The sequence below is a fragment of the Phocaeicola coprocola genome, assembly GCF_041333015.1.
In the GTDB taxonomy this organism is placed as follows: domain Bacteria; phylum Bacteroidota; class Bacteroidia; order Bacteroidales; family Bacteroidaceae; genus Phocaeicola; species Phocaeicola coprocola.
In genome coordinates, this window is record NZ_JBGKGM010000004.1 from 720,010 (window position 1) to 744,590 (window position 24,581).

A 24,581-nucleotide genomic window follows, 5' to 3' on the forward strand; every position below is an offset into this window, starting at 1 on the left:
TAACTAATTTACTGATTTTCTTTGTTGTCTGAGTATATAATTTATTTACGGATGCCCGTCAGAGGGGCAGCTGTTGCAGCATTGGGGGCCCGAATGCGCATAAAATGAGCTATTGTAGGAGCAATAGTCGCCATTTTCACCGGAGTGTAAAGGATTTCCGGCTTTATGTTATTACCGATAAAAATCAAAGGAGCAGACGAGTAGTTGTCGCGCACCACCTTCGTAACTTGAGAATACTCATCCACAACAGACCATCCTGGCATTACTTCTATATAAATATCACCAGAAAGATGCGGATTGAAAGTATTTCTGATCTTATCAATACGAGGGGTCCATGCACCAAGCAACAAACGTTGTGAAGAATAAGCAGAACGAACTCCACTCATCTGTACAATAAAGTCGGAAGAGCGGTTTAATATCTCTGTAAGATTCAGCTTTTTATCTTCAATAAGTTTATGATTCAAATAAATCTGACGATCATAGTAAGTCTCAACATACTGTCCCGGCCCATAAATAGCCATGAGATACATATTCAACAAAGCCCCACAGCGCTTGATATGAAACTCTCCGCCAGGTATCTTATATTGTTCAGGGTCTTTAGGGTCAACGTCAGTATAACCAGTAGATGTTATAAAAAACAACGTATTGTTCAGCCCTACTTTACGGTCTATTAAATCCAACAAGTCACCTATGCTGTTATCCAAACGAACATACATGTCCTGAATTTCCATAGCATACTCTGCGTTGGACATATGAGCATAATTTCCTGCGTAATATGACAATGTAAGCAAGTCAGGAACATTATCTTTCCCGACATTAGTATATGTCAGACAAGCATCAACCAGTTTGTTTACCTCGTCATTTGCATAAGGACTGGTTTTGAACTTTTTATATTTTTCAGTTCGCTCATCAGAAAAATCATGCTTGAAAGTAAGCTGCTTTGCATCAGAAGTGACATATTTATAAGACGTAACAGGCAGATAAGGCCCCCATACAAGATTCCCGATGCGAAAATCCAAACCGTCGCGGTCATTATATGTAGTCACCCACTCCGGAAACGAGCCGTAATAAGTAGAGCCACTCCACTTTCCTGTTTCATCATTCAACCAAAAAGCCCCTTTAGCAGCATGCCCGGCTGCCAACACAGCCATTTCTCGGGTAGGAGCAATAGAGTATACCTCTGCATTTCCACAAGTAGCTACCATCAGCTCATCTGATAAAGTTGAAACCAACAAATGCTGAGGTGAAGTGCTTTCAGAAGTATATACTCCCATATAAGCAGGATCATCCACACTTTTTATAATACGTAAAGAAGCACGGTCCATCCAACGGTTACCGACAACTCCATTATAATAAGGAGTAGTACCTGTATATATAGAAGCTACAGCCGAAGAACGATCTATATTTATAAAATCATATTCTGCATTGCAATAAACTCTCCCCTCTCTCATCAAACGCTTAAAACCCCTTTCACCATATAAAGCCGAGAAAGCTTCAATATAGTCAGAACGAAGTTGATCTATGGTTAAGCCCACAACCAACCTCGGCACAGCAGGAGTCGTTTGTGCCTGAAGACTTGTTATCACAAATGCCGCTATCAGCGATGTTAATATACGTTCTTTCATTACTTTTTATTCCAAACTAATACATGGCTTGCAGAAGTCACTAGCAAACCGAGTGCCAAAGGTAATACTGTTAAATTAAATTCTTGCCCACAAAATGGAAGAATGGTTATAAAAAGTGTTAAATACACCATATTTCCGACATGATAATAGTCTTTCTTGCGTTTTACAGCCTTATAAACCATAAAAGGAAGATACAACAAGGGAATCGGATTGAATAAAATAAGCAGCCAGTTAGAACCTACAGTTGGGTGAACTGAAAAGAAAAACAAGAATGCAATGATACATCCAGCCAATCCTTGAAGTCCATAAAGCACAATATCCCATCCCCACCAGATTCGTTGAGTTTTCCATTGCCCCCATGCCATCACCACACATAATGCTAAAAACAAAGCTCCACACATCAACGGTGATAAAATAAAACCCGGTTGAACTTCCTCTGGTTCAACATCCACAATTTTAGTTTCATCAAGAATCAAAGGACGACGAGTACCTCCAGCATCTACTATATAAGCATTCGAAGCATAATATTTCATATAAAAAGGAGAGAACATCTGCTGACGTTTATTTATCTCCTTATCAGCTTCTGCCCCTAAACATAAGTCAATACCAAATTCATTCCACGGAGAACCGGCAGTAAATTCATGTACAATACTACGATAACTCTTGCCCGACAGAGAATCAGGATAAACGACCTTTCCTTCTATACATTCCTCTATCTTGTCACGTGCACGAGTAGTACAATTATCATAGAAATAGTTATAACGGTATATACGATTCTCAGGTAAATAATTATTTTCCAGAATCGTTAGCAAACGTTCCTTTTCCGATTGAGTCAAGTTTAGCACTTGCTGGTAGACAGAAGACCCACGCATTGCATATTCTGCTTCAAAATAAGAATAAGGAGTAATGCCCAACTGGTAATCTGTTTCGCCGGCAACAAAACGGAAAATAAAATTTGGTGTATTAAAGCTAAACATTCCATAATTGAATGCAACATCTATACGCCGCGTATAATTTTCATAGCGTATAGCCGTATGTCCAAATAAAGAATATATTTCGGTTCCAGGAGCACAAGTCAGCAAGCTAAAACGAATACTATCCGTACTTTGACTCTGCACAGAAAAAGCCACTCCCATAAACAAACAAAAGATGAAATATTTAAGCCTTGACATAAATTTCAGTAAAATAAAACCCAATTTTTTACAACATTTATTCTGTTTCGGGCACAAAAATACGGCTAATTATTGATAACTTCTGAATAAAATCATCGTTTTATTACTATACCTATTCATTTTTTACTTTACTTTGCAGCATAATAACAGAATAAAGAAGTGAATTTAGTAATCGATATAGGTAATACAGTAGCCAAGCTTGCTGTATTCGACAAGGAAGAAGTGGTAGAGGTTCTGAGAGGATCAAACCACTCTTTAGACTGTTTGACAATGCTGTGCAATAAATATCCCATTGAAAAAGGGATTATAGCCTCCGTTATTACTTTAAGTAACACAATACGCAAGCAACTGGCAAAACAATCAGTACCCTTTCTTGAATTAACCTATCGCACTCCGGTTCCGATAGAAAATTTATACAAAACACCGGAAACTCTAGGCATGGACCGACTGGCTGCCGTAGTTGGCGCCAATTACCTTTGCCCAAACAGAGATCTGCTAGTTATTGATGCAGGAACAGCCCTGACGTATGAATTCATCGACGCAAAAGGACGTTATTGGGGAGGAAACATTTCACCGGGTATATATACTCGCTTCAAGGCCTTGAACGCGTGCTGCGACAAACTTCCTTTAATAGAGAAAGGAGGAGATTTACCCGAATTCGGATACAGCACCGAAACTGCTATACGAGCCGGTGTAATTAAAGGAATGGAGTTCGAAATAAGCGGTTACATAACGCTAATGCAAAAGAAATATCCTGACCTTTTGGTTTTTTTAACTGGCGGAGATAAATTTTCTTTTGATACAAACTTAAAAAGTATCATCTTTGCAGATAGATTTTTAGTATTGAAAGGTTTAAACAGAATTTTAAATTACAATGTTAAATAAGAAAGCACTAATCGGCACTCTGATGCTTGCCGGCTCTTTATCGGCTTTAGCTCAGTCTAGCATTAATTCTCCCTATACACGATATGGATTGGGAGAACTGTCTGACCGAGGTTTTGCCAATAATGCCGCTATGGGAGGAGTTGGCTATGCGCTCCGAAATAGCGGACATATCAATATGTTAAATCCGGCATCGTTCACAGCTGTAGATTCCCTCTCATTCATGTTTGATGTAGGCATGAGCCTTAAAAGTTCAAACTTTCAGGAAAATGGAATAAAGAATAATGCCAAAAACTCTAGTTTTGACTATATTGCAATGCAGTTCCGATTGCACCCAAGACTAGGTATGGCAATTGCTTTCACCCCATATTCTACTTTAGGTTATAATTTTACAACTACACAACCAGTAGAAGGTGCTGAAGATGTAACAGCTACAAATCTTTTCTATGGTGACGGAGGTTTGCAACAAATAACTGGAGGATTAGGCTTTAAAGTGCTTGATAATCTTTCTATCGGTGTGAATGCCGGATATATCTATGGAACATTGCAATATCAGTCAACCAAAGGTTTTAGTGTAAGCAGTGACCAGACTAATGTATATAATAATATAAAGGTGAACAGCTACGTCGCTGACTTTGGTTTACAATATACTCAGAAGATTAACAAGTCTGACAAGTTGACGCTCGGATTGGTTTATGGATTAGGACATACACTCAACTCCACTGATACTAGAGGTATACAAGTAACAGACAACTCCAGTTACTCTTCTGTAAACGAACATGTAATCAATGATTCATATGGTATTCCTCATACCTTTGGTGCAGGTTTGGCATATAACCATGCTCAAAGCCTTACCTTTGGAGTTGATTACTCTCTCGAAAAATGGTCGAAAGTAAAATATGAAAATTCGACAGATGCATATAATGATCGCAGTAAAATAGCAGCAGGTGTAGAATACTTGCCCAATCCTATAGGAAGAAGTTATCTGAAACGTATACGTTATCGCGCAGGAGGTTACTACAAGAGCTCATATCTGAAACTCCCCCAATGCGACGGACCTTCTGAATATGGAATCAGTGCAGGATTTGGTCTTCCTCTCCAATTATTCCAGCGGAATACCATCTTAAATGTGACAGGTCAATATGTTCATGTTACTCCATCTGTTCCAAATATGCTGTCAGAAAACCGTTTTGTCATAAAAATCGGTCTGACATTCAATGAACATTGGTTCATGAAGTGGAAAGTTAACTAACAAAATAACTAAATTTATATACGATGAAAATGAAGATGTTTACAATGTTGGCTGCGCTTTCATTGAGCGCAACAGCAGTTTTCGCTCAAAAAGGAGTGGAAGATGGTTCTCGTTTTGGACATGGAGAAGACAGCCTCCGTTGCCTCCAGAACATCAGTATTTATACTGAATATGTAAAAACAAACAACTTCAAGGATGCATATACTCCTTGGAAAGCTGTATTCACAGAAGCGCCATTGGCACAGGTAGGAACTTATACAAACGGTGCAAAAATTCTTCGTGCCTTGATTGCTGAATCTAAAGATGCTGCTCAGCAAAAAACTTATCTGAATGAGTTAATGACCGTACACGATCAACGTATCAAATATCTTGACCAACTGAATGGTCTGGTACGTACTCCGACCACAAAAGGATCTATTTTGGGTATGAAAGCTCACGACATGATTGTATTTTCAGGCAAGAATCTCGACGTGAACAGTGCTTATAGCATTGAAAAAGAAGCCGTTGATCTGGAAAAAGAAAATGCAGACTATTTCATGTTCCAAGATATGATGGACTTGTCTTTGCGCAAGCTGAAAGCTGATACAAACCACAAAGAAAATTTCATTCAGGATTATCTGGCTGTTTCAGGTTATGCTGATGCTGCATATAAAGCAACTAAATCAGAAAAGACTAAAAAGCTTTTAAAAACAGCAAAAGACAACGTAGATGCTTACTTCATCAATAGTGGTACTGCTACTTGTGAAGACATGCAGTCTATCTATGGTCCGAAGGTTGCACAGAATAAATCAAATCTGGATTATTTGAAACAGGTTATCGCTGTAATGCAGATATTGAAATGTACAAACGAAGAAGCTTACTTCGAAGCATCTGAAGCAGCTCACGCTATCGAACCGGCAGCAGCAACAGCTTTGGGATGTGGTTACATGTATTACAAGAAAGGTGACATCGATAAGAGTGTAGGCTATTTCGATCAAGCTATTGAATTGGAACAAGATCCAATGGAAAAAGCAGAAAACTGCTACAAGGCAGCAGTTGCTATTATGAGCCAGAAATTATATGGCAAAGCAAGACAGTATGCAAACAAAGCTCTTTCTCTTAACGCTAACATGGGTAAAGCTTATATCTTGATTGCTCAGATGTATGCAGCAAGTCCAAACTGGGGCGATGAAGCAGCTTTGAATAAATGTACTTACTTTGCAGCAATCGACAAATTGCAACGCGCAAAGAGCGTAGATCCAAGTGTTGCAGAAGAAGCTAACAAACTGATCGGTAGCTATTCAGCATATACTCCGAAAGATGAAGACTTGTTCTTCCTGGGTCTGAAGAAAGGTGATTCAGTAACTATCGGTGGATGGATTGGTGAAACAACAACTATCAGATAATAACTTTATATGTCATATAGAGTGACCAATAAAAAACATATAATGATTTTAAACATAACAGTTGCCATTTGGGTAACTGTTATGTTTATTTTATTGCCTGCATGTAGCAAAAAGAAAGAATTGGCAGAAGCTGTCAGCAAAGAAGACTCTCTACCAGACATGCGTACTACCGGAGTTACAACATTTATATCCGACTCTGGTATGATCCGTTATAAAATTATTACAGCCGAATGGCTGATTTTCAGTGAAGTTGATACGCCATTTTGGGCGTTCGAAAAAGGTATTTATCTAGAAAAGTTCGATACCCTTTTTCATATCGATGCTAGCATAAAGGCAGACACTGCCTATTACTATGAACCAAAGAAGTTATGGGAACTTCGCAGCAATGTACACATCCGCAGTCAGCGCGGTGATAAATTTGATACCCAACTGATGTATTGGGATCAGGGGAAGGAAAGAATATATTCCGACCAATTCATACGTATCGAACAACCTGACAAGGTTCTGACAGGATATGGATTCGAATCCAACCAGCAAATGACAGAATATCAGATATTCAATAATACAGGAATTTTTACAGTAGAAGATACAACACCTGCCGATACGACCAAGAACTAGAAAAAGATGTACCAATTTATATATGGGACTTATTATAAAACTACTTATATCAATGATTTTTTCTGCATTCTTTTCAGGAATGGAGATAGCCTTTGTTTCTTCTAACAAGTTACGGTTCGAAATGGAAAAAGGAAGTGGTATGCAAGCACGTATTTTATCCATTTTTTATCGGAACCCGAATAATTTTATCTCTACCATGCTAGTAGGGAACAACATAGCACTTGTTGTTTACGGAATCTGGATGGCACAACTGATAGAGCAATACATCTTGATAAATATCATCAGCAACCAAGCCATGCTGGTTACAATAGAAACTCTGATTTCTACAGCCATCATCCTCGTTACAGGAGAATTTCTTCCCAAAACACTATTCAAAATAAGCCCTAACAGTACCCTGCGTATATTTGCAGTGCCAACATTTATCTGTTATCTTATTTTGTATCCTATCAGCCGTTTTGCATCCTTCCTTTCTACTTGTTTCCTTTATTTTACTGGGACAAAAATCAATAAGGAAACCAAGGAAAAAGCTTTCACGAAAATAGATCTGGATTATTTCATACAAAGCAGTATCGAAAAGGTACAAGATCAGGATGCAATAGACACCGAAATAAAGATTTTTCAAAACGCCCTCGACTTTTCGAATATTCGAGTACGCGACTGCATGGTTCCACGAACTGAAATTATTGCAGTAGAAATGAACGCAACACTTGATGAACTAAAAGCAGAGTTCATAGAACATGGCATAAGTAAAGTAATTGTATATAAAGAAGATATAGACAATGTCATCGGCTATATACACTCATCTGAAATGTTCAAACCACTTACCGACTGGCGCAAGCATATACGTACCATACCTATCATACCAGAAACAATGAGTGCGCATAAGCTGATGAAACAGCTTATGCAGCAGAAACGTTCATTGGCAATAGTCGTAGACGAATTCGGAGGAACATCCGGATTGGTTTCTATGGAGGATCTGGTAGAACAAATATTCGGTGACATAGAGGATGAACATGATACAAACTCTAGTATTGCTAAGAATATTGGGGAAAATGAATATATTTTCTCCGGTCGTTTGGAAATAGAAAAAGCCAATGAAGAATTTGGATTAAAATTACCGGAAAGCGATGAATACCAAACAATAGGCGGACTTATTTTACACGAATACCAAAGTTTCCCTAAAGTACACGAAACTATAACAATAGGAGAATTTCAATTTAAAATTATAAAAGTTACAGCTACAAAAATTGAGTTAGTCAAGCTAAAAGTCACCAAATAAGTAAGCTAAAACGTCTTAAAATAAAAAATTTTCAGTAAAAAAGAGCCTACTAAGCACATTTTTTGTATCTTCGTGCGCTAAAGACAAAAAGAGAAAAAACAATAAACAAAAAATAATAACTTTAAATGGCAACTTTACAAACAATCAGAAGCAAAGGACCTCTTTTGGTCATTGTAATCGGTCTTGCCCTATTTGCATTTATTGCAGGTGATGCTTGGAAAATACTTCAGCCACATCAGGGAAAACAAGACGCCGGAGAAGTAAATGGAAACACACTCTCTGCACAAGATTATCAAAAAATGGTAGACGAATTCAGTGAAGTAATCAAACTGACTAACGGACTGAATTCATTAAGCGAAGATCAGCTGACTAATATCAAGGATCAAGTTTGGAACACATATGTAACAAACGAACTGATAGCTGCTGAAGCAAAAAAACTGGGTCTTAAAGTAACAGATAAAGAGCTTCAGGCAATCATCGACGAAGGAACAAACCCACTGTTGATGCAGACTCCGTTCCGTAATCCTCAGACTGGCGCTTTCGACAAAGATATGTTGAAGAAATTCTTGGTAGATTACGCTAATCTGGATGCAAGCAAAATGCCTGCACAATATGTAGAATATTACCAGACAATGGGTAATTTCTGGAAATTCGTTGAAAGAACATTGAAACAATCTGTTCTTGCTGAAAAATACCAGAATCTGATTGCTAAATCATTGATTTCAAACCCGGTAGCAGCAGAAGATGTTTTCAACGGACGTACAGCACAGTCAGACTTGCTTTTAGCAGGAATTCCTTATTCTAGTATCAGCGACTCTACAATTACTGTTTCTAATGATGACATCAAAAAATTGTATGAAGAAAAGAAAGAATCATTTAAACAGCCTGTAGAAACACGTGATATCAAATTTATCGATGTACGCGTTGTGCCTTCAGAAGCAGACCGTCAGGAAGTTCAGAAAGAAGTAACAGAATACAGCAGTCAGCTGATCACTACAACCAACGACTATACTGCATTTATCCGTTCAACAGGTTCTGTTATTCCATTTGCAGACGTACCTGTAAACAAAACAGTATTGCCTTCAGATGTTGCAAGCCGTTTAGACTCTACTTCTGTTAATGAAGTTTACGGTCCTTATTACAATCAGGCAGATGACTCTTACAATGCATTTAAAATCATTGCTAAGACAACAGCTCCAGATTCAATCCAGTTCCGTCAGATTCAGGTATATGCTGATACAGAAGCTAAGACAGCAAGTTTGGCAGACAGCATCTACAATGCACTGAAAGAAGGAGCTGATTTTGCAGAGTTGGCTAAAAAATATGGTCAGACAGGAGAAGCAAATTGGGTAAATGCACAAAGCTGGGAAGGTGCTGCATTAGACGCAGAAAATGCAACATTCATCAACAAACTGATTTCTCAGCCTGTAAATGAACTTGCTAATGTCAAAGTTGGTCAGGCAAATCTTATCTTGCAGGTAATGAACAAAAAGGCTATGAAGGATAAATATAAAGTAGCTGTTATAAAATGTCCTGTTGAATTCAGCAAAGAGACATATAACAATGCTTACAATAAATTCAGCCAGTTCGTTGCTCAGAACACAACTATTGAAAATCTCGAAAAGAATGCAGAAGAAGCTGGTTACAGCCTTACTCCACGTTCTAACTTCCGCAGCGATGAACACTATGTAGGTGGTGTAAAATCTACTCGTGAAGCTTTGAAATGGGTATTTGATGCAAAACCAGGTGAAGTTTCTCCTCTGTATGAATGCGGTGAAAACGACCACCTGCTGGTAGTTGCTTTGGAAGCAATCAACCCTGCTGGATACGTAAACATCAATAAAGTATCAGATATGCTGAGAAGTGAAGTTCTCCGTAACAAAAAGGCTGAACAGATTATGGGACAAATGAAAGGTTTCAATTCTTTGGCACAGGTTAAGGGAATGAAAGATGCTATCAGCGACACTGTAAAACACGTAACATTCAATGCACCTGCATTTATCTCAGTCACTCGTGCTAGTGAACCAGCCATCAGTGCTTACGCTTCTAAGACTGAGTTAAATAAGGTTTCTGCACCTATTAAGGGTAATGCCGGAGTTTACATGATTCAGGTATACAACCAAGAAAAGAGCGCTGAGAAGTTTGACGCTAAGAAAGAAGAAACTGCATTATCTAATATGGCAGCACGTTATGCAGGACAATGCATTTATGAATTGCGTGACAAAGCTGAAATTGTAGACCAACGCTATTTGTTCTTCTAAAGAAAAATCAATAAGTTTTGATTATTAATATTCTTATTACTGCCTCATATATCTTTATATGAGGCAGTTTTTTATAAAGGATATCAAAAGTCCTCCTTCCCTATACACAGCATATTTTACTGTCATAACATAAGACAGAGATACAAAATACAGTTCTCTTTCACTAGAGAGATCAAACAAGTTCAATCGGGGTATAAGAAGCTCACAAATTTGTACGAAAATAAAAAAAACATCGAGATGTTTTAATAAAAACTTCAGGTTATTTTTCCTGAAAATTAAGCAATAATTCAGGCTAAAATAGTAGATCTTACAACCCTCATAAAAGTCAATTCAATTATTGAAAGCTCTTCCATCCTTAAAGTAACTCGATCGAATAAGTTACAAGAATAATACACCTTACTTGCCACTATAGCTTGAATAACCCCGTATATAACTTATTCTTCTCCACATTACAGATTTATCAAGCTCCCTGCTCTTTTCTTAGGAAACAAATTCGTATGATCTTAAAATCAAACTTACTGGAAGTTCTTAAGGATATCTCAAGTGAACTATAGCAAACAAAACACACATAAAAAAGCAGGAAAACGGATAAGCTCCATTTTCCTGCTCTAAGAATTTTATGACACTAACAAATACTGTTTATTTACCTTTTCTGCTAAGCCAAAGCTGATTCATCTCTTCCAAAGTCTTTCCTTTGGTTTCAGGAACCCATTTCCATACAAAGAAAGCAGCAATCAAACATATCGCTCCATAGAGTGAATATGCAAAGAAAGGACTAACTTCGTACATTGCAGGGAAGGTAGAAGATACCAGATAATTGAATATCCATTGGAAAGCAACAGCAATAGCTACAGCTTTACCACGAATTGTGTTAGGAAATATTTCTGCAATCAAAACCCATGTAATCGGTCCCCATGACATCATAAAAGCAGCAGAATAAACAATGATACACAATACAGCAATCATTCCACTTACATGGAATTCATCACATGCAGCAGTTCCCAATGCTCCGATAGCCATACCAATAGAACCAATAATAAGCAATGGCTTTCTACCTAATTTCTCTACAGTAAAGATAGCAACCAGTGTAAAGGTAATGTTAACTATACCCATAATAACAGTCTGCATCATGCCATCACCTCCACCTCCAATCTTTTCAAAGATACGCGGAGCGTAATAAAGCACAGCATTAATACCGATAGCCTGCTGGAATACAGAAAGCAATATACCAATAACGATAACAGCAACACCATACGTAAAGAGCTTTTCTGTTTTTTCAGCTGTAACAGACTTAATATCTGCGAAGATTTTCTTTGCCTTTTCAGGACCATTAATACGCTCCAATACATACAATGCCTTAGAATCGTTTCCTTCCATCACCAGATAACGAGGTGTCTTAGGAACAAAAAACAATAAGATACCGAATACAGCAGCAGGATATGCTTCTGAAACGAACATCTTACGCCAGCCTTCCGATACCAGGACTTCTTCGGTCATACCATCCTTAATCATGTAATTTACAAAATACACAACCAGCATACCGAAAATCACCGCAAACTGATTACATGAAACCAGCTTACCACGAATCTCCGATGGAGCTACTTCGGCAATATACATCGGACTGATAGCAGAAGCCAGACCTACTCCTACTCCACCTAATATACGGTAGAAGTTAAATGCCAGAATCAGAGAAAATGAAGTATCTCCTTTTTCGAAGAAAATAAATTCCGGATAATACGACCCCAGTGCAGACAAAAAAAGCAGCACGGCTGATAAACGCAAAGAATTGCGTCGTCCCATACGAGAAGCGCACACTCCTGAGATCGCTCCACCAATTACACACCCGATTAAAGCACTGGAAGCTGTAACGCCATGCCAAAAAGCATTTAATCCCAAATGTTTCTGAAGAGCCTGTTCTGCTCCAGAAATTACAGCGGTATCATATCCGAAAAGAAGACCGCCTAAAATGGCCACTAAGACCAAACTAACCAAATACAAATTACTGTTTCTCACGATATTAAATTTATAGTTTTCGTACTGGCTACGAAAATACAAAATCTATTCTTTCATCGTATCTTCCGTTAAGTCTTTTTCACATTGTCAGATATATTTCTTTAGATTAGATAATAGTTTCTTAACTAATCTAAGCACCAACAAGCAACATTTGGAACTCTCACACAAAAAAATTATATTTGCTTCGGATTATTATAAAGGTAAGATAAATGAAACGAATAAACTCATTAGAGTCTCTACCAGAAAACATAGATATATTGACGGGTATTGACCTTATAGGCAACATAAAAAGGCTTTTTAAGACTCCTGCCCAGATGCCTGGATGCCTGTTCTTGTTGTGTATCCGAGGAAACTGTTCTATTACTATACATTTAAGCAAATATGAACTGAAGAAAAATTCCATAGCTATAATTTTCCCGCATCAGTTTGTACAAGTCATGGAAGAAAGCAATGACTGTCGCTTTATATTTGTCGGATTTTCAAAAAAGTTAATCCAAAGTCCTCCTTTATTCTCTCGAATGATAGAATACACCCCCTCCATTTTTGAGAAACCGGTAATAGAGCTAAGACCTGAAGTAGCAGAAATATTTTATGAATACTTCAAAGTCTTGACAAAGGCGATGAGACTGCCCAACAGTTTTATCAAGGACGAACAGGCAGATCTTATTTGCAGCCAGCTGATTATGGGATTAGGAAATATTTATAAGCAAGGAGAAAGCAACGAACGTCCGCATTATAACCGAAATCAGGAGATTGTAAAAGAGTTGGTACGCGTTGTGATAGAAAATTACAGATCGGAACGTAATATATCTTTCTATGCCGAGAAAATGCATCTTTCACCTCAGCATCTCAGCACTACCATAAAGAAAACTACGGGAAAAACGTTGACTGACATTATTTCGACTTTCGTCATACGGGATGCTCAGGCAAAACTCCGTTCTACCGAACTCACTATCCAAGAGATAGCCTATTCACTCAATTTCCCCGATATCTCATTTTTCGGGAAATATTTTAAGCGATATACAGGCATGTCGCCCAAACAATATCGGAATATGGAATAGTTGGAAAAATCCAACTATTCCTCTATAATTGTTACATCTGTGATATTCTTATTCCGTTTGCGGTGATAGAACAACAAGCGAATCAGATCGTTTACCGCATATACAATGGCTGTTACTCCCAAAACAATAAACGGAACGGTAGCTGCCTGGAACGGATTGAACAGAATAACAACACCAGATGCCAGAATCAACACAGAAACCAGATAGAAAAGAAGAGGTACCTTTACCGCTTGACGCACAGATATAAAGTTTATCAGCTGTGACAATCCTCCTAACACAAGCAGCGCTCCAAGCAAGTACATTAAGATATTTACAAAAAATTCCGGCATTATCATCAGCCAAAATCCCAATAAAGTACTTCCCAATGCAACAATAGGAAATGACCTGCGCATTTCTACATCCTTATGTCGGGAAGCAGCATAGTAAGAGAATAACCCAAACAAACCTGGTAACAAGAAAAGTACTCCTACCGTTATTACTAAATAAATAATAGCGGCTTCAGGCCATACAACTAGCAAAATTCCGATTGCCAATGCACATAAGCTACTTATCGCAGCATAATTCAATGATTTCATACACTTTTAATTTATTATCTATTACGAATATATCTTATTCTATCTATATAAACAAATAAAAACACCAATTTACCTAAAAGACTGTCACTTTTTTAAAGCAAGTCTATTCTCGTCCTTCTGATACCCCATTAACAGAACTCTTTACACTCATCAGCCAGTAAGGTAACCAGGAAATTTTATAGTTTTCTTCTGTTAAATTCATAAAAAAAGTAGTTTTTTACTTGCAAATCCGCAAATTATCTCTACTTTTGCAACATACAAACAAGTTATAGTTCACGTGTTATGAAACAAACAATGGTAAATACATTTTTCTGGTGGCACCTCTTGCAGCTTCAAAAAGTCGTAAGGGAACATCAGTCATGTGTATATATACCATAATAAATATATAGTAAAAATATAGCAAAGGGCTGTCGTACTTACGACAGCCCTTTTTGTTTTTTATCACTTTCCAACAGAATAATTTTATGAAAACTTATCAAGTAGACAAAAACGGTTTTTACGGAAACTTCGGCGGAGCATATATTCCCGAAATCCTCCATCAGTGTGTACAGAATCTGAAAAACGCATACCTGAAAGTCATGGAAACAGAAGAGTTCAAACAGGAATTCGCTCAACTTCTCCGCGACTATGTAGGACGTCCATCACCCCTGTATCTGGCAAAACGGCTTTCCGATAAATACGGATGTAAAATTTATCTGAAACGGGAAGACCTGAATCACACAGGAGCACATAAAATCAACAATGCCATCGGGCAGGTACTTCTGGCACGCCGCATGGGCAAAAAACGTATCATTGCCGAAACCGGAGCTGGCCAACATGGTGTAGCCACTGCTACTGTCTGTGCGCTAATGGATATGGAGTGTATTGTATACATGGGAAAAACCGATGTAGAGCGCCAGCACATTAACGTAGAAAAAATGAAAATGCTGGGAGCAACAGTACGCCCTGTCACTTCTGGCAACATGACATTGAAAGATGCTACAAACGAAGCAATCCGCGACTGGTGTTGCCATCCGGATGATACGTACTATCTCATTGGCTCAACCGTAGGTCCTCATCCTTATCCCGACATGGTAGCCCGCTTGCAATCTGTCATCAGTGAAGAAATAAGAAAACAACTTTCGGAGCATGAAATGCGAGATTATCCGGATTACCTGATAGCATGCGTCGGAGGAGGTAGCAACGCTGCCGGTACAATTTATCACTACATCGATGATGAACGTGTAAAAATCGTTCTGGCAGAAGCCGGTGGAAAGGGTATACACAGCGGTATGTCAGCGGCAACTATTCAGCTGGGGCGCTTAGGCATCATCCATGGTTCAAAAACATTGCTTATGCAGGACGAAGACGGACAGATTATCGAACCTTATTCCATATCTGCCGGACTAGACTATCCGGGCATTGGTCCCATGCATGCCAATCTTGCCGCACAACATCGCGCCACCGTATTGGCTATCAACGACGATGAAGCAATTAGCGCTGCCTACGAACTGACCAGACTCGAAGGAATCATTCCCGCACTAGAGTCGGCACATGCACTGGGAGCTCTCAGCAAAATCAAATTCAAGCCCAGCGATATTGTTGTCCTGACTGTTTCAGGAAGAGGTGACAAGGATATCGAAACTTATTTAGATAATCAACCCTATAATGACTAAGTCACAATTTTATAAGTTACAATACAATGAAAACATATACATATCATACAGCACATAAAGTATTGTTAGGCGATTTACATACTCCGGTAAGCACCTATCTCAAGGTACGCGATCTCTTCCCTCAAAGCGCACTCATGGAGAGTTCCGACTATCACGGAAGCGAAAACAACCGTTCGTTTATTGCCTTCAATCCGATAGCAAGCATCAGTATCAATCATGGAACAGCAACTATGAATTTCCCCGATGATACCTGCGTGGAAAAAGAACTTGGTACAAACTTTACGGCAGAAGATGCCATCAACGGTTTTCTGTCGTGCTTCAGTATAGAAGGAGAATACTCTCATTATTGCGGATTATATGGATATACCACATTCAATGCCGTACGTTACTTCGAAGACATACCGGTAAAAGACAGCCACGAACCGAAAAATGATGCCCCGGAAATACTTTACATTGTATACAAATACCTGATTGTCTTCAATGATTTCAAAAGCGAAATGGTATTGATCGAGATGCAGGACAGTCAGGAAAAAAGTCACATAGGTGAAATAGAGAAAGCTATAAACAACCGAAACTATACGACTTATGATTTTCATCCTACAGGTGAAACAACCAGTACACTGACCGATGAAGAACATAAAGCCAATATCCGCAAAGGCATAGCACACTGTATGCGGGGAGATGTCTTTCAGGTAGTTCTCTCACGGCGATTTATTCAAAAGTTTCAGGGAGACGATTTTAAGCTGTACCGTGCACTGAGAAGCATCAATCCGTCACCATATCTGTTTTATTTTGACTTCGGAGGCTTCCGTATCTTCGGTTCATCTCCAGAAACACACTGTAAAATAGAAAACGGACAGGCTACTATCGATCCGATAGCCGGAACTACCCGACGCAGTGGAGATAAAGAAACAGATAGCCAACTGACAGCTTCACTGCTTGCCGACCCGAAAGAGAATGCAGAACACGTCATGCTGGTCGATCTGGCACGAAATGACCTGAGTCGCAACTGCCACAACACACATATTGAGTTTTTCAAAGAGCCTCAATATTACAGTCATGTTATTCACCTGGTAAGTCGTGTAAGCGGAACACTCAGTAAAACGACCAATCCGGTACGTACGTTCATCGATACCTTTCCAGCCGGAACATTGAGTGGCGCTCCTAAGGTGCGTGCCATGCAACTCATCAGTGAAATAGAACCACATAATCGTGGCGTATACGGAGGATGTATCGGATTTATCGGACTAAACGGCGCGCTAAATCAGGCCATTACCATACGTACTTTTGTAAGCCGCAATAATGAGCTTTGGTTTCAGGCGGGAGGCGGCATTACAGCATTAAGCAATGAAGAGAATGAATTACAAGAAGTAAACAACAAGCTGGGAGCTTTGAAAAAAGCAATTCTTCTGGCAGAACAATTATAATCATCCGACAATGAAAATAGTTATCATAGACAATTACGACTCGTTTACCTATAATCTGAGTCACCTGATAAAAGAGCTTGGAGCAGAAGTAACAGTACTACGAAACGACTGTTTCCATATAGAAGATTTAGAGAAATTCGACAAGATAGTGCTTTCCCCAGGTCCGGGAATCCCCAGTGAAGCAGGTCTGCTGCTGGATGTCATTAAAAATTATGCCGGCCGAAAGCCTATTCTAGGAGTCTGTCTTGGTGAACAAGCCATCGGAGAAGTCTTCGGAGGCAGCCTGATAAACCTTGACACAGTATTCCACGGCATACAGAGTCCGGTAGAAATCGTTGCAGACGACTATATCTTCTGCGGATTACCCCATGAAATACCCGTCGGACGTTATCACTCGTGGGTAGTAGACACAAAAGATTTTCCCACTTGTCTGGAAATTACAGCCAGAAGTCGCGAAGGATATATCATGGCATTGCGCCACCGTCAGTATGATATCTGCGGAATACAGTTTCATCCGGAATCTATACTTACTCCCGATGGCAAACAAATGATACAAAACTGGTTAAACCACTAAAAAACAGCTACTACAATGAAAGAAATACTCATACGACTTTTTGCTCACGAAGAGCTCTCGCACGAAGAGGCATGCAACCTGATGAAAGGCATCACACGTGGCGACTACAATGAAGCGCAGATTGCTTCGCTGCTCACCGTATTCCAGATGCGTGGAGTAAAAGTAAACGAACTCACCGGATTTCGTGAGGCATTGCTGACAACACGTGTTCCGGTAGATTTCTCCGATTTCCAGCCAATAGACATTGTCGGTACAGGAGGTGACGGAAAAAATACGTTTAATATCTCTACTTGTGCCTGTTTCATCGTTGCCGGAGCCGGATATGCCGTAGCCAAACACGGAAATTACGGTGCAACCTCAGTAAGTGGAGCGAGCAACGTAATGGAACAGCACGGGGTAAAATTTACCAACGATGAAAGTAAACTGCGCCGTTCCATCGAAACATGCGGCATGGCATACCTGCATGCCCCTCTCTTCAATCCGGCCATGAAAACGGTTGCTCCGGTACGGAAAGCTCTGCAAGTACGAACATTGTTCAATCTGCTAGGTCCGCTTGTAAACCCATGTCTGCCGGCCTTTCAGCTGCTAGGTGTGGCCGATCTTCCCCAAATGCGGTTATACACCAATACCTTGCAGCGTCTGAATATCGGTTTTGCCGTAGTCAACAATCTCGACGGATATGATGAAATTTCCCTAACCGACGAATTTAAAGTCATGACCAATCGTTATGAAACAATTTACCGTCCCTCAGACCTAGGATTTACTATCTCACGAAAGGAAGAATTATACGGCGGAAGAACTCCAGAAGAAGCTGCCAGCATATTCGACAATGTCCTGCAAAACCGTGCTACAAAAGCCCAGACAGACTGTGTTCTGATAAATGCTTCGTTCGCCATACAAGCCCGCGAGCCACAAAAGCAAATAGAAGAATGCGTATCAATGGCCAGAGAATCACTGGAAAGCGGACGGGCTTGGAACACATTCTGTAAATTCGTCAGCATGAACAGCTGAAAACATCCGCACATTTTTATAAAAACATCACCATATTTTATAATAAACATCACCATGAATCAAGATATACTGACCGACATCATCGCCCATAAAAGAAAAGAAATCGCCATACAGGAAGCTGCTGTTTCGGCTTCGTTCCTCGAGAACCATATTGGAGGAACTACCGTTACACGCAGCATGAAACAAAGTCTGACAGCCTCATCCACAGGCATCATTGCCGAGTTCAAACGCAGGTCGCCATCGAAAGGATGGATAAACCGTGAAGCCGACGCATCGATCGTGCCTCACAGCTACGAACTGGCAGGAGCTGCTGCATTGTCTATTCTGACAGACGAACTGTTTTTCGGTGGGTCATTGAAAGACATTCGTAATGCCCGTCCTACGGTAAATATCCCTGTGTTGCGCAAGGACTTTATCATCAGCCGATACCAGTTACTGCAAGCCAAAGTGGCACAAGCTGACGCCGTGCTGCTAATAGCCGCAGCACTTAGCAAAGACGAATGTATGAGCTTGGCAAAAGAAGCACATGCATTACAACTGGAAGTATTACTCGAAATCCATACCGAACAAGAAACAGACTATATAAACGAATATGTCGACATGATAGGAGTAAACAACCGCAACCTGGGAACGTTTCATACCGATACGGAGAACTCCTTTCGCCTTGCAGAGAAATTTCCCAAAGATAAAGTTCTGGTTTCGGAGAGTGGCATTTCCAACCCTGAAACAGTCATCAAGCTACGTGAAGCCGGTTTCCGAGGTTTCCTTATCGGAGAGAATTTTATGAAAACCGAAAATCCCGGAAAAGCTTTAAATGAGTTTATAAACCAACTTCAATCTGCCTTATGATAGTAAAAGTATGCGGCATGCGGCAGCCTGAAAACATCAGAGCAGTGGAACAGGCAGGAGCCGACTGGATAGGATTGATCTGTTACGACCGTTCGCCCCGTTTTGTTTCATCGGTTCCTTCATATCTTCCGCAACACTCAAAACGTATAGGAGTTTTTGTCAATGAAGATTATGCAGGCATTACACATCGTGCACACGAGCTGAGCCTTGACTATCTGCAACTGCATGGCAAAGAAACACCTGAGCTATGTAAAAAGCTGCATGAAGAAGGTTTCAGACTTATCAAGGCTTTCGCCCTTCGAAAAGCATCCGATTTGGAGTGTACCTATGCATATGCTCCTTACTGTGATTATTTCCTTTTCGACACTCCCTGTCATGGATATGGAGGTTCAGGACAATCTTTCGACTGGAGTATATTGGGAAATTACAAAGGTGACACTCCTTTCCTCTTAAGCGGAGGCATACGTCCGGAAAGCTTGCCTGCCCTATCCGGTTTCCATCATCCACGCTGGACCGGCATTGACCTGAACAGTGGATTTGAAACTGCTCCGGCACAAAAAGACGCAAAGCAACTAGCTTCTTTTATCGAACAATTCAGACTATTAACCAACAAATAAAAACATATCACTATGAACCGTATTAATGAATTATTCAGTAGAAAACGCCACGATATCCTTTCTTTATATTTCTGTGCCGGAAGTCCTACACTGGAAGGAACAGCAACAGTAATCAAAACTCTGGAACAAAAGGGAATTGACATGATAGAAATAGGTATTCCGTTCAGTGATCCCATGGCAGACGGAGTCGTCATTCAGAATGCAGCTACCCAGGCTTTACGAAATGGAATGACTTTAAGAAAACTCTTCGACCAACTGAAAGAAATTCGTCAGGAAGTAAGTATTCCACTTATTCTTATGGGCTACCTGAACCCCATCATGCAATATGGTTTCGATAACTTCTGTAGAAGTTGTCAAAATTGTGGCATAGACGGCGTAATCATTCCCGACCTGCCATTTAAAGATTATGTAGAAGAATTCCGCCCTATAGCAGAACGGTATGATTTGCGCATCATCATGCTCATTACTCCCGAAACCAGTGAAGCACGGGTACGAGAAATAGACCAGCACACTGATGGGTTCATCTACATGGTTTCTTCCGCTGCTACAACTGGAGCTCAAACCAATTTCGATGAAGAAAGGCAAGCATATTTCTGCCGTATCGAGAATATGCAGCTACGTAATCCACGCATGGCAGGTTTCGGCATATCGAACAAACAAACCTACAAAACAGCTGCTTCACACGCCTCCGGATGTATTATAGGAAGTAAATTTATTACTCTTCTCGACGAAGAACATGGTAATGCAGACCGAGCAACCGAACGTTTGATGCACTTATTAGGACGACAAAATTATAAGACATCAAACCCCTAAAATGATAAAAGTGAAACCATGAAAAGGGATAATTAATTGATTTATCACATAAAAACAATCATTTTGCACGGCTCTTTCATTTAAGCTTAGATAAAGGCACATAATTCCCCCACCCACTTCTTATGGGAAGTAGGGATTTTGTTATGATTGATACCCAAAACGTTACGAATCCTCTGAAATTACAAATTATCTCATTTTTGATCCAGCATATGTATCATTGCGGTAAAGTCCAAAGAAAGTTCTCTAATAAGTTCGGCCGTTCCCTTAGCCTTGTCGGAGAGCTTTTTCCTTTTACCTTTCCATATAGAAAGTATTGCCAGTACTATCCTCTGTATCGTGTCAAGGTTTCTGGCGGACCTTGCACTATTCCGCCTGATGAAGTCCTGCCTCAGGTTGCGGTCAAGGTCCCAGTGCATGCTTTCTATTGCCCAATGCATTCTGGCTATTGTACTCAGCCGCCTGGCACTTCCGTGAAAACTGGAGACATAGAACCTCCTCTCGGAAGATTTCTGACCATCAGATTTTCTCTCCGTTGCAGTCCGTATTTCGACAACCGTCAGATTTCCATTCCACTTTTTCCTGTCCGTAATCAGGTCATTTCCACGAAAGATACGGCATACTCTGGTCTCTATTCTGCCATGTTCAAGAAAAGGGCCTTCCGAATATACATCCACAGGCTCTGCAAGTTCGACATTGTCCTCAACCCCATATCGCAGAGTTCTCTGGTTTGCCTTCAGCTCGATAAGGAAATCACCGCCTTTTTCCCGGATTTTATCTATGATGGCTTTCTGGAAGGACATGGCGTCTGCCGTAACTATGCATCCTGACACATCCACCTTGTCCAACAGTTTGGGTACGGAAGTTATCTCGTTGCTTTTTTCTTCACACATGTCCGTGGCAAGGGTGAAACCTCCTTCAAGGGAATAGGCGGATACGATGTCGGGGGTGCGTCCGTTTTCAAGTACCGTCCCTCTCATTGCCTTGCCGTCAATACAGAGGATGTCTCCGGCACAACCGACAAGCTCATCATGGAAGGTGGAGGTAAATTCAGACATCCGCTCAGACATGGCTTCATCATCAATATGTTTGAATATACGGCAGAGCGTAGGTTCAGAAGGCACACCGTCCAACAAAATTCCTAAAGAGCGGAAGCGTTTCAGATTACGCTCGCCGAATCTGATTATATCCGGTCTTGTCATACACTTGCCCAGCCGTCCGAGTATTACAAGGAGAAGAATATCTTCCAGCTTGTATTTGTAGTTTCCCTTGTCTGTCCTGCGGTAATCCGGCACTGATTTCACAAATTCTTTCAGATGTTTCATTATGCTGCCACGACGGCAGAATGCATGTTTCTTTTTTATATATTAGATATGCAAAATGTTGCATATCAGCAAAATAAATCTTATTTTCGCATAGCGAAAATTAAGGCGGAAATCAAAAAACGACCTCTGTCGCATTTGATTTCCGCCTACAAAAATAATTTTATATGAACGATAAAAAGAAACACCGGAAGCGGTGCTTCCTGCATCGCTGTGTGCAAAAATAATGGTTTTTCGGAGAATAACAAGGATTATAGAGGTTGTTTTAAATGAAAGAGCCGTGATCATTTTGTTGTTTTCTTTCCCCAACTGTTGCATGGTTAGAACTCTTTTTACTATCTTTGTGACAAATTAAGCAATATACACTAACATGATAAAGCCAGATTATCCTTCCGTTTTGCTAATCTATACCGGAGGTACGATTGGAATGATTGAAAATCCGGAAACAGGAGCACTGGAAGCCTTCAATTTTGACCAACTTCAAGAAAACGTTCCGGAACTAAAACGTTTTAATTATCGTATATCCTCTTACCAGTTCACCCCTCCTATTGACTCTTCCGATATGGAACCGGCTTTGTGGAGCAAATTAGTAAAAATCATTCATTATAATTACGATAATTTCGACGGCTTTGTCATTCTGCACGGAACGGATACCATGGCTTATACGGCATCGGCACTGAGCTTCATGCTGGAAAACTTGAGCAAACCTGTTATTCTGACCGGAAGTCAATTGCCTATCGGAGTGTTACGTACTGACGGTAAGGAAAATCTGATCACTTCCATTGAAATAGCAGCTGCCAAGTATCCGGACGGACGGGCAATAGTTCCTGAAGTGTGTATTTTCTTCGAAAATCTTCTGCTGCGAGGAAATCGTACAACCAAAATCAATGCAGAAAACTTCAATGCATTCCGTTCGTACAACTATCCCCCACTGGCTACAGCAGGTATACATATCAAGTATGAATACGACCGTATCCGGAAAGCAGACTTGAATCTTCCGATGCATCCTCATTATGTATTCGATACAAATGTGCTTATTCTCACCATATTCCCCGGCATCCAAGAAAATGTAGTAAGTAATGTTTTCCGTATACCGGGATTAAAAGCAGTGGTACTGAAAACATATGGTTCGGGAAATGCTCCGCAAAAACCTTGGTTTATCCGCTTGTTGAAAGAAGCTACCCAGCGAGGTATTGTCATTGTGAACATTTCACAGTGTCCTGCAGGTATGGTAGAAATGGCACGTTATGAAACCGGCCTTCATCTTTTAGATGCAGGTGTCATCAGTGGATTTGATGCTACTGTAGAAAGTGTCCTAACCAAACTGATGTTCCTGTTCGGACATAACCTGACCCCAAAAGAAGTACGGAACGAAATGAACCGTTCCATTGCCGGAGAATTTACGCGTCCTGAATTGTAATATTTTTGTAATACCTATTTCATCGTGGCGAAACAAAAAAGCATCACTTTTGCAGCAACTAATTATAACAAAAGCACTATGAACGATTATCGTATTCTTGTTGTAGACGATGAAGAAGACCTTTGCGAGATTCTGAAGTTCAATCTTGAGATGGAAGGGTATACGGTAGATACAGCTTATTCTGCCGAAGAAGCATTGAAACTAGACATCACACAATACAATTTGTTGCTGCTAGATGTGATGATGGGAGAAATATCTGGTTTCAAAATGGCGCGCATGTTGAAAGCTAATAAGGATACAGCCGAAATTCCTATTATTTTCATTACCGCAAAAGATACTGAAAACGATACAATCACAGGATTTAACCTGGGAGCAGATGACTATATCTCGAAACCATTCTCATTGCGTGAGGTAATCATGCGTGTGAAAGCGGTATTACGCCGCACGGCAGGTGTACAGATAAAAGAAGAAGAACAGCTTCAATACAAGGGGCTCGTTATAAATATACCTCAGAAGAAAGTCACGATAGACGGAGAGGAAACTTCGTTGACTAAAAAAGAATTTGAAATATTATTGCTGCTGCTACAAAATCAGGGACGAGTATTTTCACGCGAAGATATTCTGGCAAAAGTATGGAATGACGAAGTGTATGTACTCGATCGTACCATAGACGTAAATATCACCCGTTTACGCAAAAAGATAGGCAGCTACGGCAAATACATAGTAACCCGTTTAGGATATGGTTACTGTTTCGAATGTGAATAATTCTATAA

General features: G+C 40.0%; 21 protein-coding genes. 16 read left to right on the plus strand and 5 right to left on the minus strand.

The annotated features are described in order from the left end of the window. Positions 1 to 41 precede the first annotated feature (41 nt). Together ACDG22_RS13825 and lnb are read right to left on the minus strand one after the other, a co-directional pair. Complete coding sequence (locus ACDG22_RS13825) at positions 42 to 1,625, minus strand: alkaline phosphatase family protein (RefSeq protein ID WP_270230625.1); 1,584 nt, start codon at positions 1,623 to 1,625, stop codon at positions 42 to 44. Then, positions 1,625 to 2,797, minus strand: a complete 1,173-nt coding sequence (gene lnb, locus ACDG22_RS13830) for a lipoprotein N-acyltransferase Lnb (protein WP_270230626.1) — start codon at positions 2,795 to 2,797, stop codon at positions 1,625 to 1,627. The genes ACDG22_RS13825 and lnb overlap by 1 nt, the downstream gene beginning before the upstream one ends. A gap of 159 nt (positions 2,798 to 2,956) precedes the next feature. Here lnb and ACDG22_RS13835 point away from each other — a divergent pair, with 159 nt between their 5' ends. From ACDG22_RS13835 to ACDG22_RS13860, 6 genes are all read left to right on the plus strand, one after another. After that, entirely contained in the window at positions 2,957 to 3,682 is a 726-nt protein-coding gene (locus ACDG22_RS13835; RefSeq protein ID WP_022126389.1) for a type III pantothenate kinase, read from the plus strand. Then, a complete protein-coding gene (locus tag ACDG22_RS13840) occupies positions 3,672 to 4,931 on the plus strand; it encodes an OmpP1/FadL family transporter (protein ID WP_007566647.1) in 1,260 nt (419 codons plus the stop codon). Before ACDG22_RS13835 ends, ACDG22_RS13840 begins: the two co-directional genes overlap by 11 nt. A 23-nt stretch (positions 4,932 to 4,954) precedes the next feature. Next, positions 4,955 to 6,316 carry a tetratricopeptide repeat protein gene (locus ACDG22_RS13845; RefSeq protein ID WP_270230627.1) on the plus strand — a complete coding sequence of 454 codons (1,362 nt, stop codon included), beginning with the start codon at positions 4,955 to 4,957 and terminating at the stop codon, positions 6,314 to 6,316. Between the two features lie 9 nt (positions 6,317 to 6,325). Next, positions 6,326 to 6,934, plus strand: a complete 609-nt coding sequence (lptC, locus tag ACDG22_RS13850; RefSeq protein WP_270212263.1) for an LPS export ABC transporter periplasmic protein LptC — start codon at positions 6,326 to 6,328, stop codon at positions 6,932 to 6,934. A gap of 22 nt (positions 6,935 to 6,956) precedes the next feature. Beyond that, the gene (locus ACDG22_RS13855) at positions 6,957 to 8,213 is read left to right on the plus strand and encodes a hemolysin family protein (RefSeq protein ID WP_270230628.1); all 1,257 of its coding nucleotides are present in this window, start codon (positions 6,957 to 6,959) and stop codon (positions 8,211 to 8,213) included. A 125-nt stretch (positions 8,214 to 8,338) separates the two neighbouring features. Next, on the plus strand, positions 8,339 to 10,474 hold the full coding sequence (locus ACDG22_RS13860; RefSeq protein ID WP_270212265.1) for a peptidylprolyl isomerase: 2,136 nt from the start codon (positions 8,339 to 8,341) through the stop codon (positions 10,472 to 10,474). Between the two features lie 639 nt (positions 10,475 to 11,113). On the opposite strand, the gene xylE is transcribed toward ACDG22_RS13860, so the two are convergent. After that, the gene (xylE, locus tag ACDG22_RS13865; protein ID WP_370859007.1) at positions 11,114 to 12,490 is read right to left on the minus strand and encodes a D-xylose transporter XylE; all 1,377 of its coding nucleotides are present in this window, start codon (positions 12,488 to 12,490) and stop codon (positions 11,114 to 11,116) included. A gap of 206 nt (positions 12,491 to 12,696) precedes the next feature. Here xylE and ACDG22_RS13870 point away from each other — a divergent pair, with 206 nt between their 5' ends. Beyond that, entirely contained in the window at positions 12,697 to 13,548 is an 852-nt protein-coding gene (locus ACDG22_RS13870) for a helix-turn-helix domain-containing protein (RefSeq protein WP_007571638.1), read from the plus strand. 14 nt (positions 13,549 to 13,562) lie between these two features. Here the strand turns inward: ACDG22_RS13870 and ACDG22_RS13875 are convergent, their stop codons facing one another. Next, positions 13,563 to 14,123, minus strand: a complete 561-nt coding sequence (locus ACDG22_RS13875; RefSeq protein WP_007571640.1) for a DUF308 domain-containing protein — start codon at positions 14,121 to 14,123, stop codon at positions 13,563 to 13,565. A gap of 464 nt (positions 14,124 to 14,587) precedes the next feature. On the opposite strand from ACDG22_RS13875, the gene trpB reads away from it, so the two are divergent. From trpB to trpA, 7 genes are read left to right on the plus strand one after another with little or no spacing between them, the layout of a single operon-like run. Next, on the plus strand, positions 14,588 to 15,778 hold the full coding sequence (gene trpB / locus ACDG22_RS13880; RefSeq protein ID WP_022126382.1) for a tryptophan synthase subunit beta: 1,191 nt from the start codon (positions 14,588 to 14,590) through the stop codon (positions 15,776 to 15,778). Positions 15,779 to 15,804: 26 nt separating this feature from the next. Continuing rightward, entirely contained in the window at positions 15,805 to 17,205 is a 1,401-nt protein-coding gene (locus ACDG22_RS13885; protein WP_022126381.1) for an anthranilate synthase component I family protein, read from the plus strand. A gap of 10 nt (positions 17,206 to 17,215) precedes the next feature. Further along, positions 17,216 to 17,779 (plus strand): anthranilate synthase component II, encoded by a 564-nt coding sequence (locus ACDG22_RS13890; RefSeq protein ID WP_022126380.1) that lies wholly within the window; start codon positions 17,216 to 17,218, stop codon positions 17,777 to 17,779. Positions 17,780 to 17,794: 15 nt separating this feature from the next. Further along, positions 17,795 to 18,790 carry an anthranilate phosphoribosyltransferase gene (gene trpD / locus ACDG22_RS13895; protein WP_022126379.1) on the plus strand — a complete coding sequence of 332 codons (996 nt, stop codon included), beginning with the start codon at positions 17,795 to 17,797 and terminating at the stop codon, positions 18,788 to 18,790. Positions 18,791 to 18,844: 54 nt separating this feature from the next. Next, positions 18,845 to 19,639, plus strand: a complete 795-nt coding sequence (gene trpC, locus ACDG22_RS13900; protein WP_007571650.1) for an indole-3-glycerol phosphate synthase TrpC — start codon at positions 18,845 to 18,847, stop codon at positions 19,637 to 19,639. After that, on the plus strand, positions 19,636 to 20,256 hold the full coding sequence (locus ACDG22_RS13905; protein ID WP_270230630.1) for a phosphoribosylanthranilate isomerase: 621 nt from the start codon (positions 19,636 to 19,638) through the stop codon (positions 20,254 to 20,256). The genes trpC and ACDG22_RS13905 overlap by 4 nt, the downstream gene beginning before the upstream one ends. A 12-nt stretch (positions 20,257 to 20,268) precedes the next feature. Further along, positions 20,269 to 21,069, plus strand: a complete 801-nt coding sequence (trpA, locus tag ACDG22_RS13910) for a tryptophan synthase subunit alpha (RefSeq protein ID WP_270230631.1) — start codon at positions 20,269 to 20,271, stop codon at positions 21,067 to 21,069. Positions 21,070 to 21,260: 191 nt separating this feature from the next. Here trpA and ACDG22_RS13915 read toward each other — a convergent pair whose 3' ends face one another. Beyond that, positions 21,261 to 22,391, minus strand: a complete 1,131-nt coding sequence (locus tag ACDG22_RS13915; protein ID WP_007565353.1) for an ISAs1 family transposase — start codon at positions 22,389 to 22,391, stop codon at positions 21,261 to 21,263. 367 nt (positions 22,392 to 22,758) lie between these two features. On the opposite strand from ACDG22_RS13915, the gene ACDG22_RS13920 reads away from it, so the two are divergent. Then, a complete protein-coding gene (locus tag ACDG22_RS13920) occupies positions 22,759 to 23,808 on the plus strand; it encodes an asparaginase (RefSeq protein ID WP_270212269.1) in 1,050 nt (349 codons plus the stop codon). A 78-nt stretch (positions 23,809 to 23,886) separates the two neighbouring features. Then, positions 23,887 to 24,573 (plus strand): response regulator transcription factor, encoded by a 687-nt coding sequence (locus ACDG22_RS13925; protein WP_022126375.1) that lies wholly within the window; start codon positions 23,887 to 23,889, stop codon positions 24,571 to 24,573. Positions 24,574 to 24,581 lie beyond the last annotated feature (8 nt).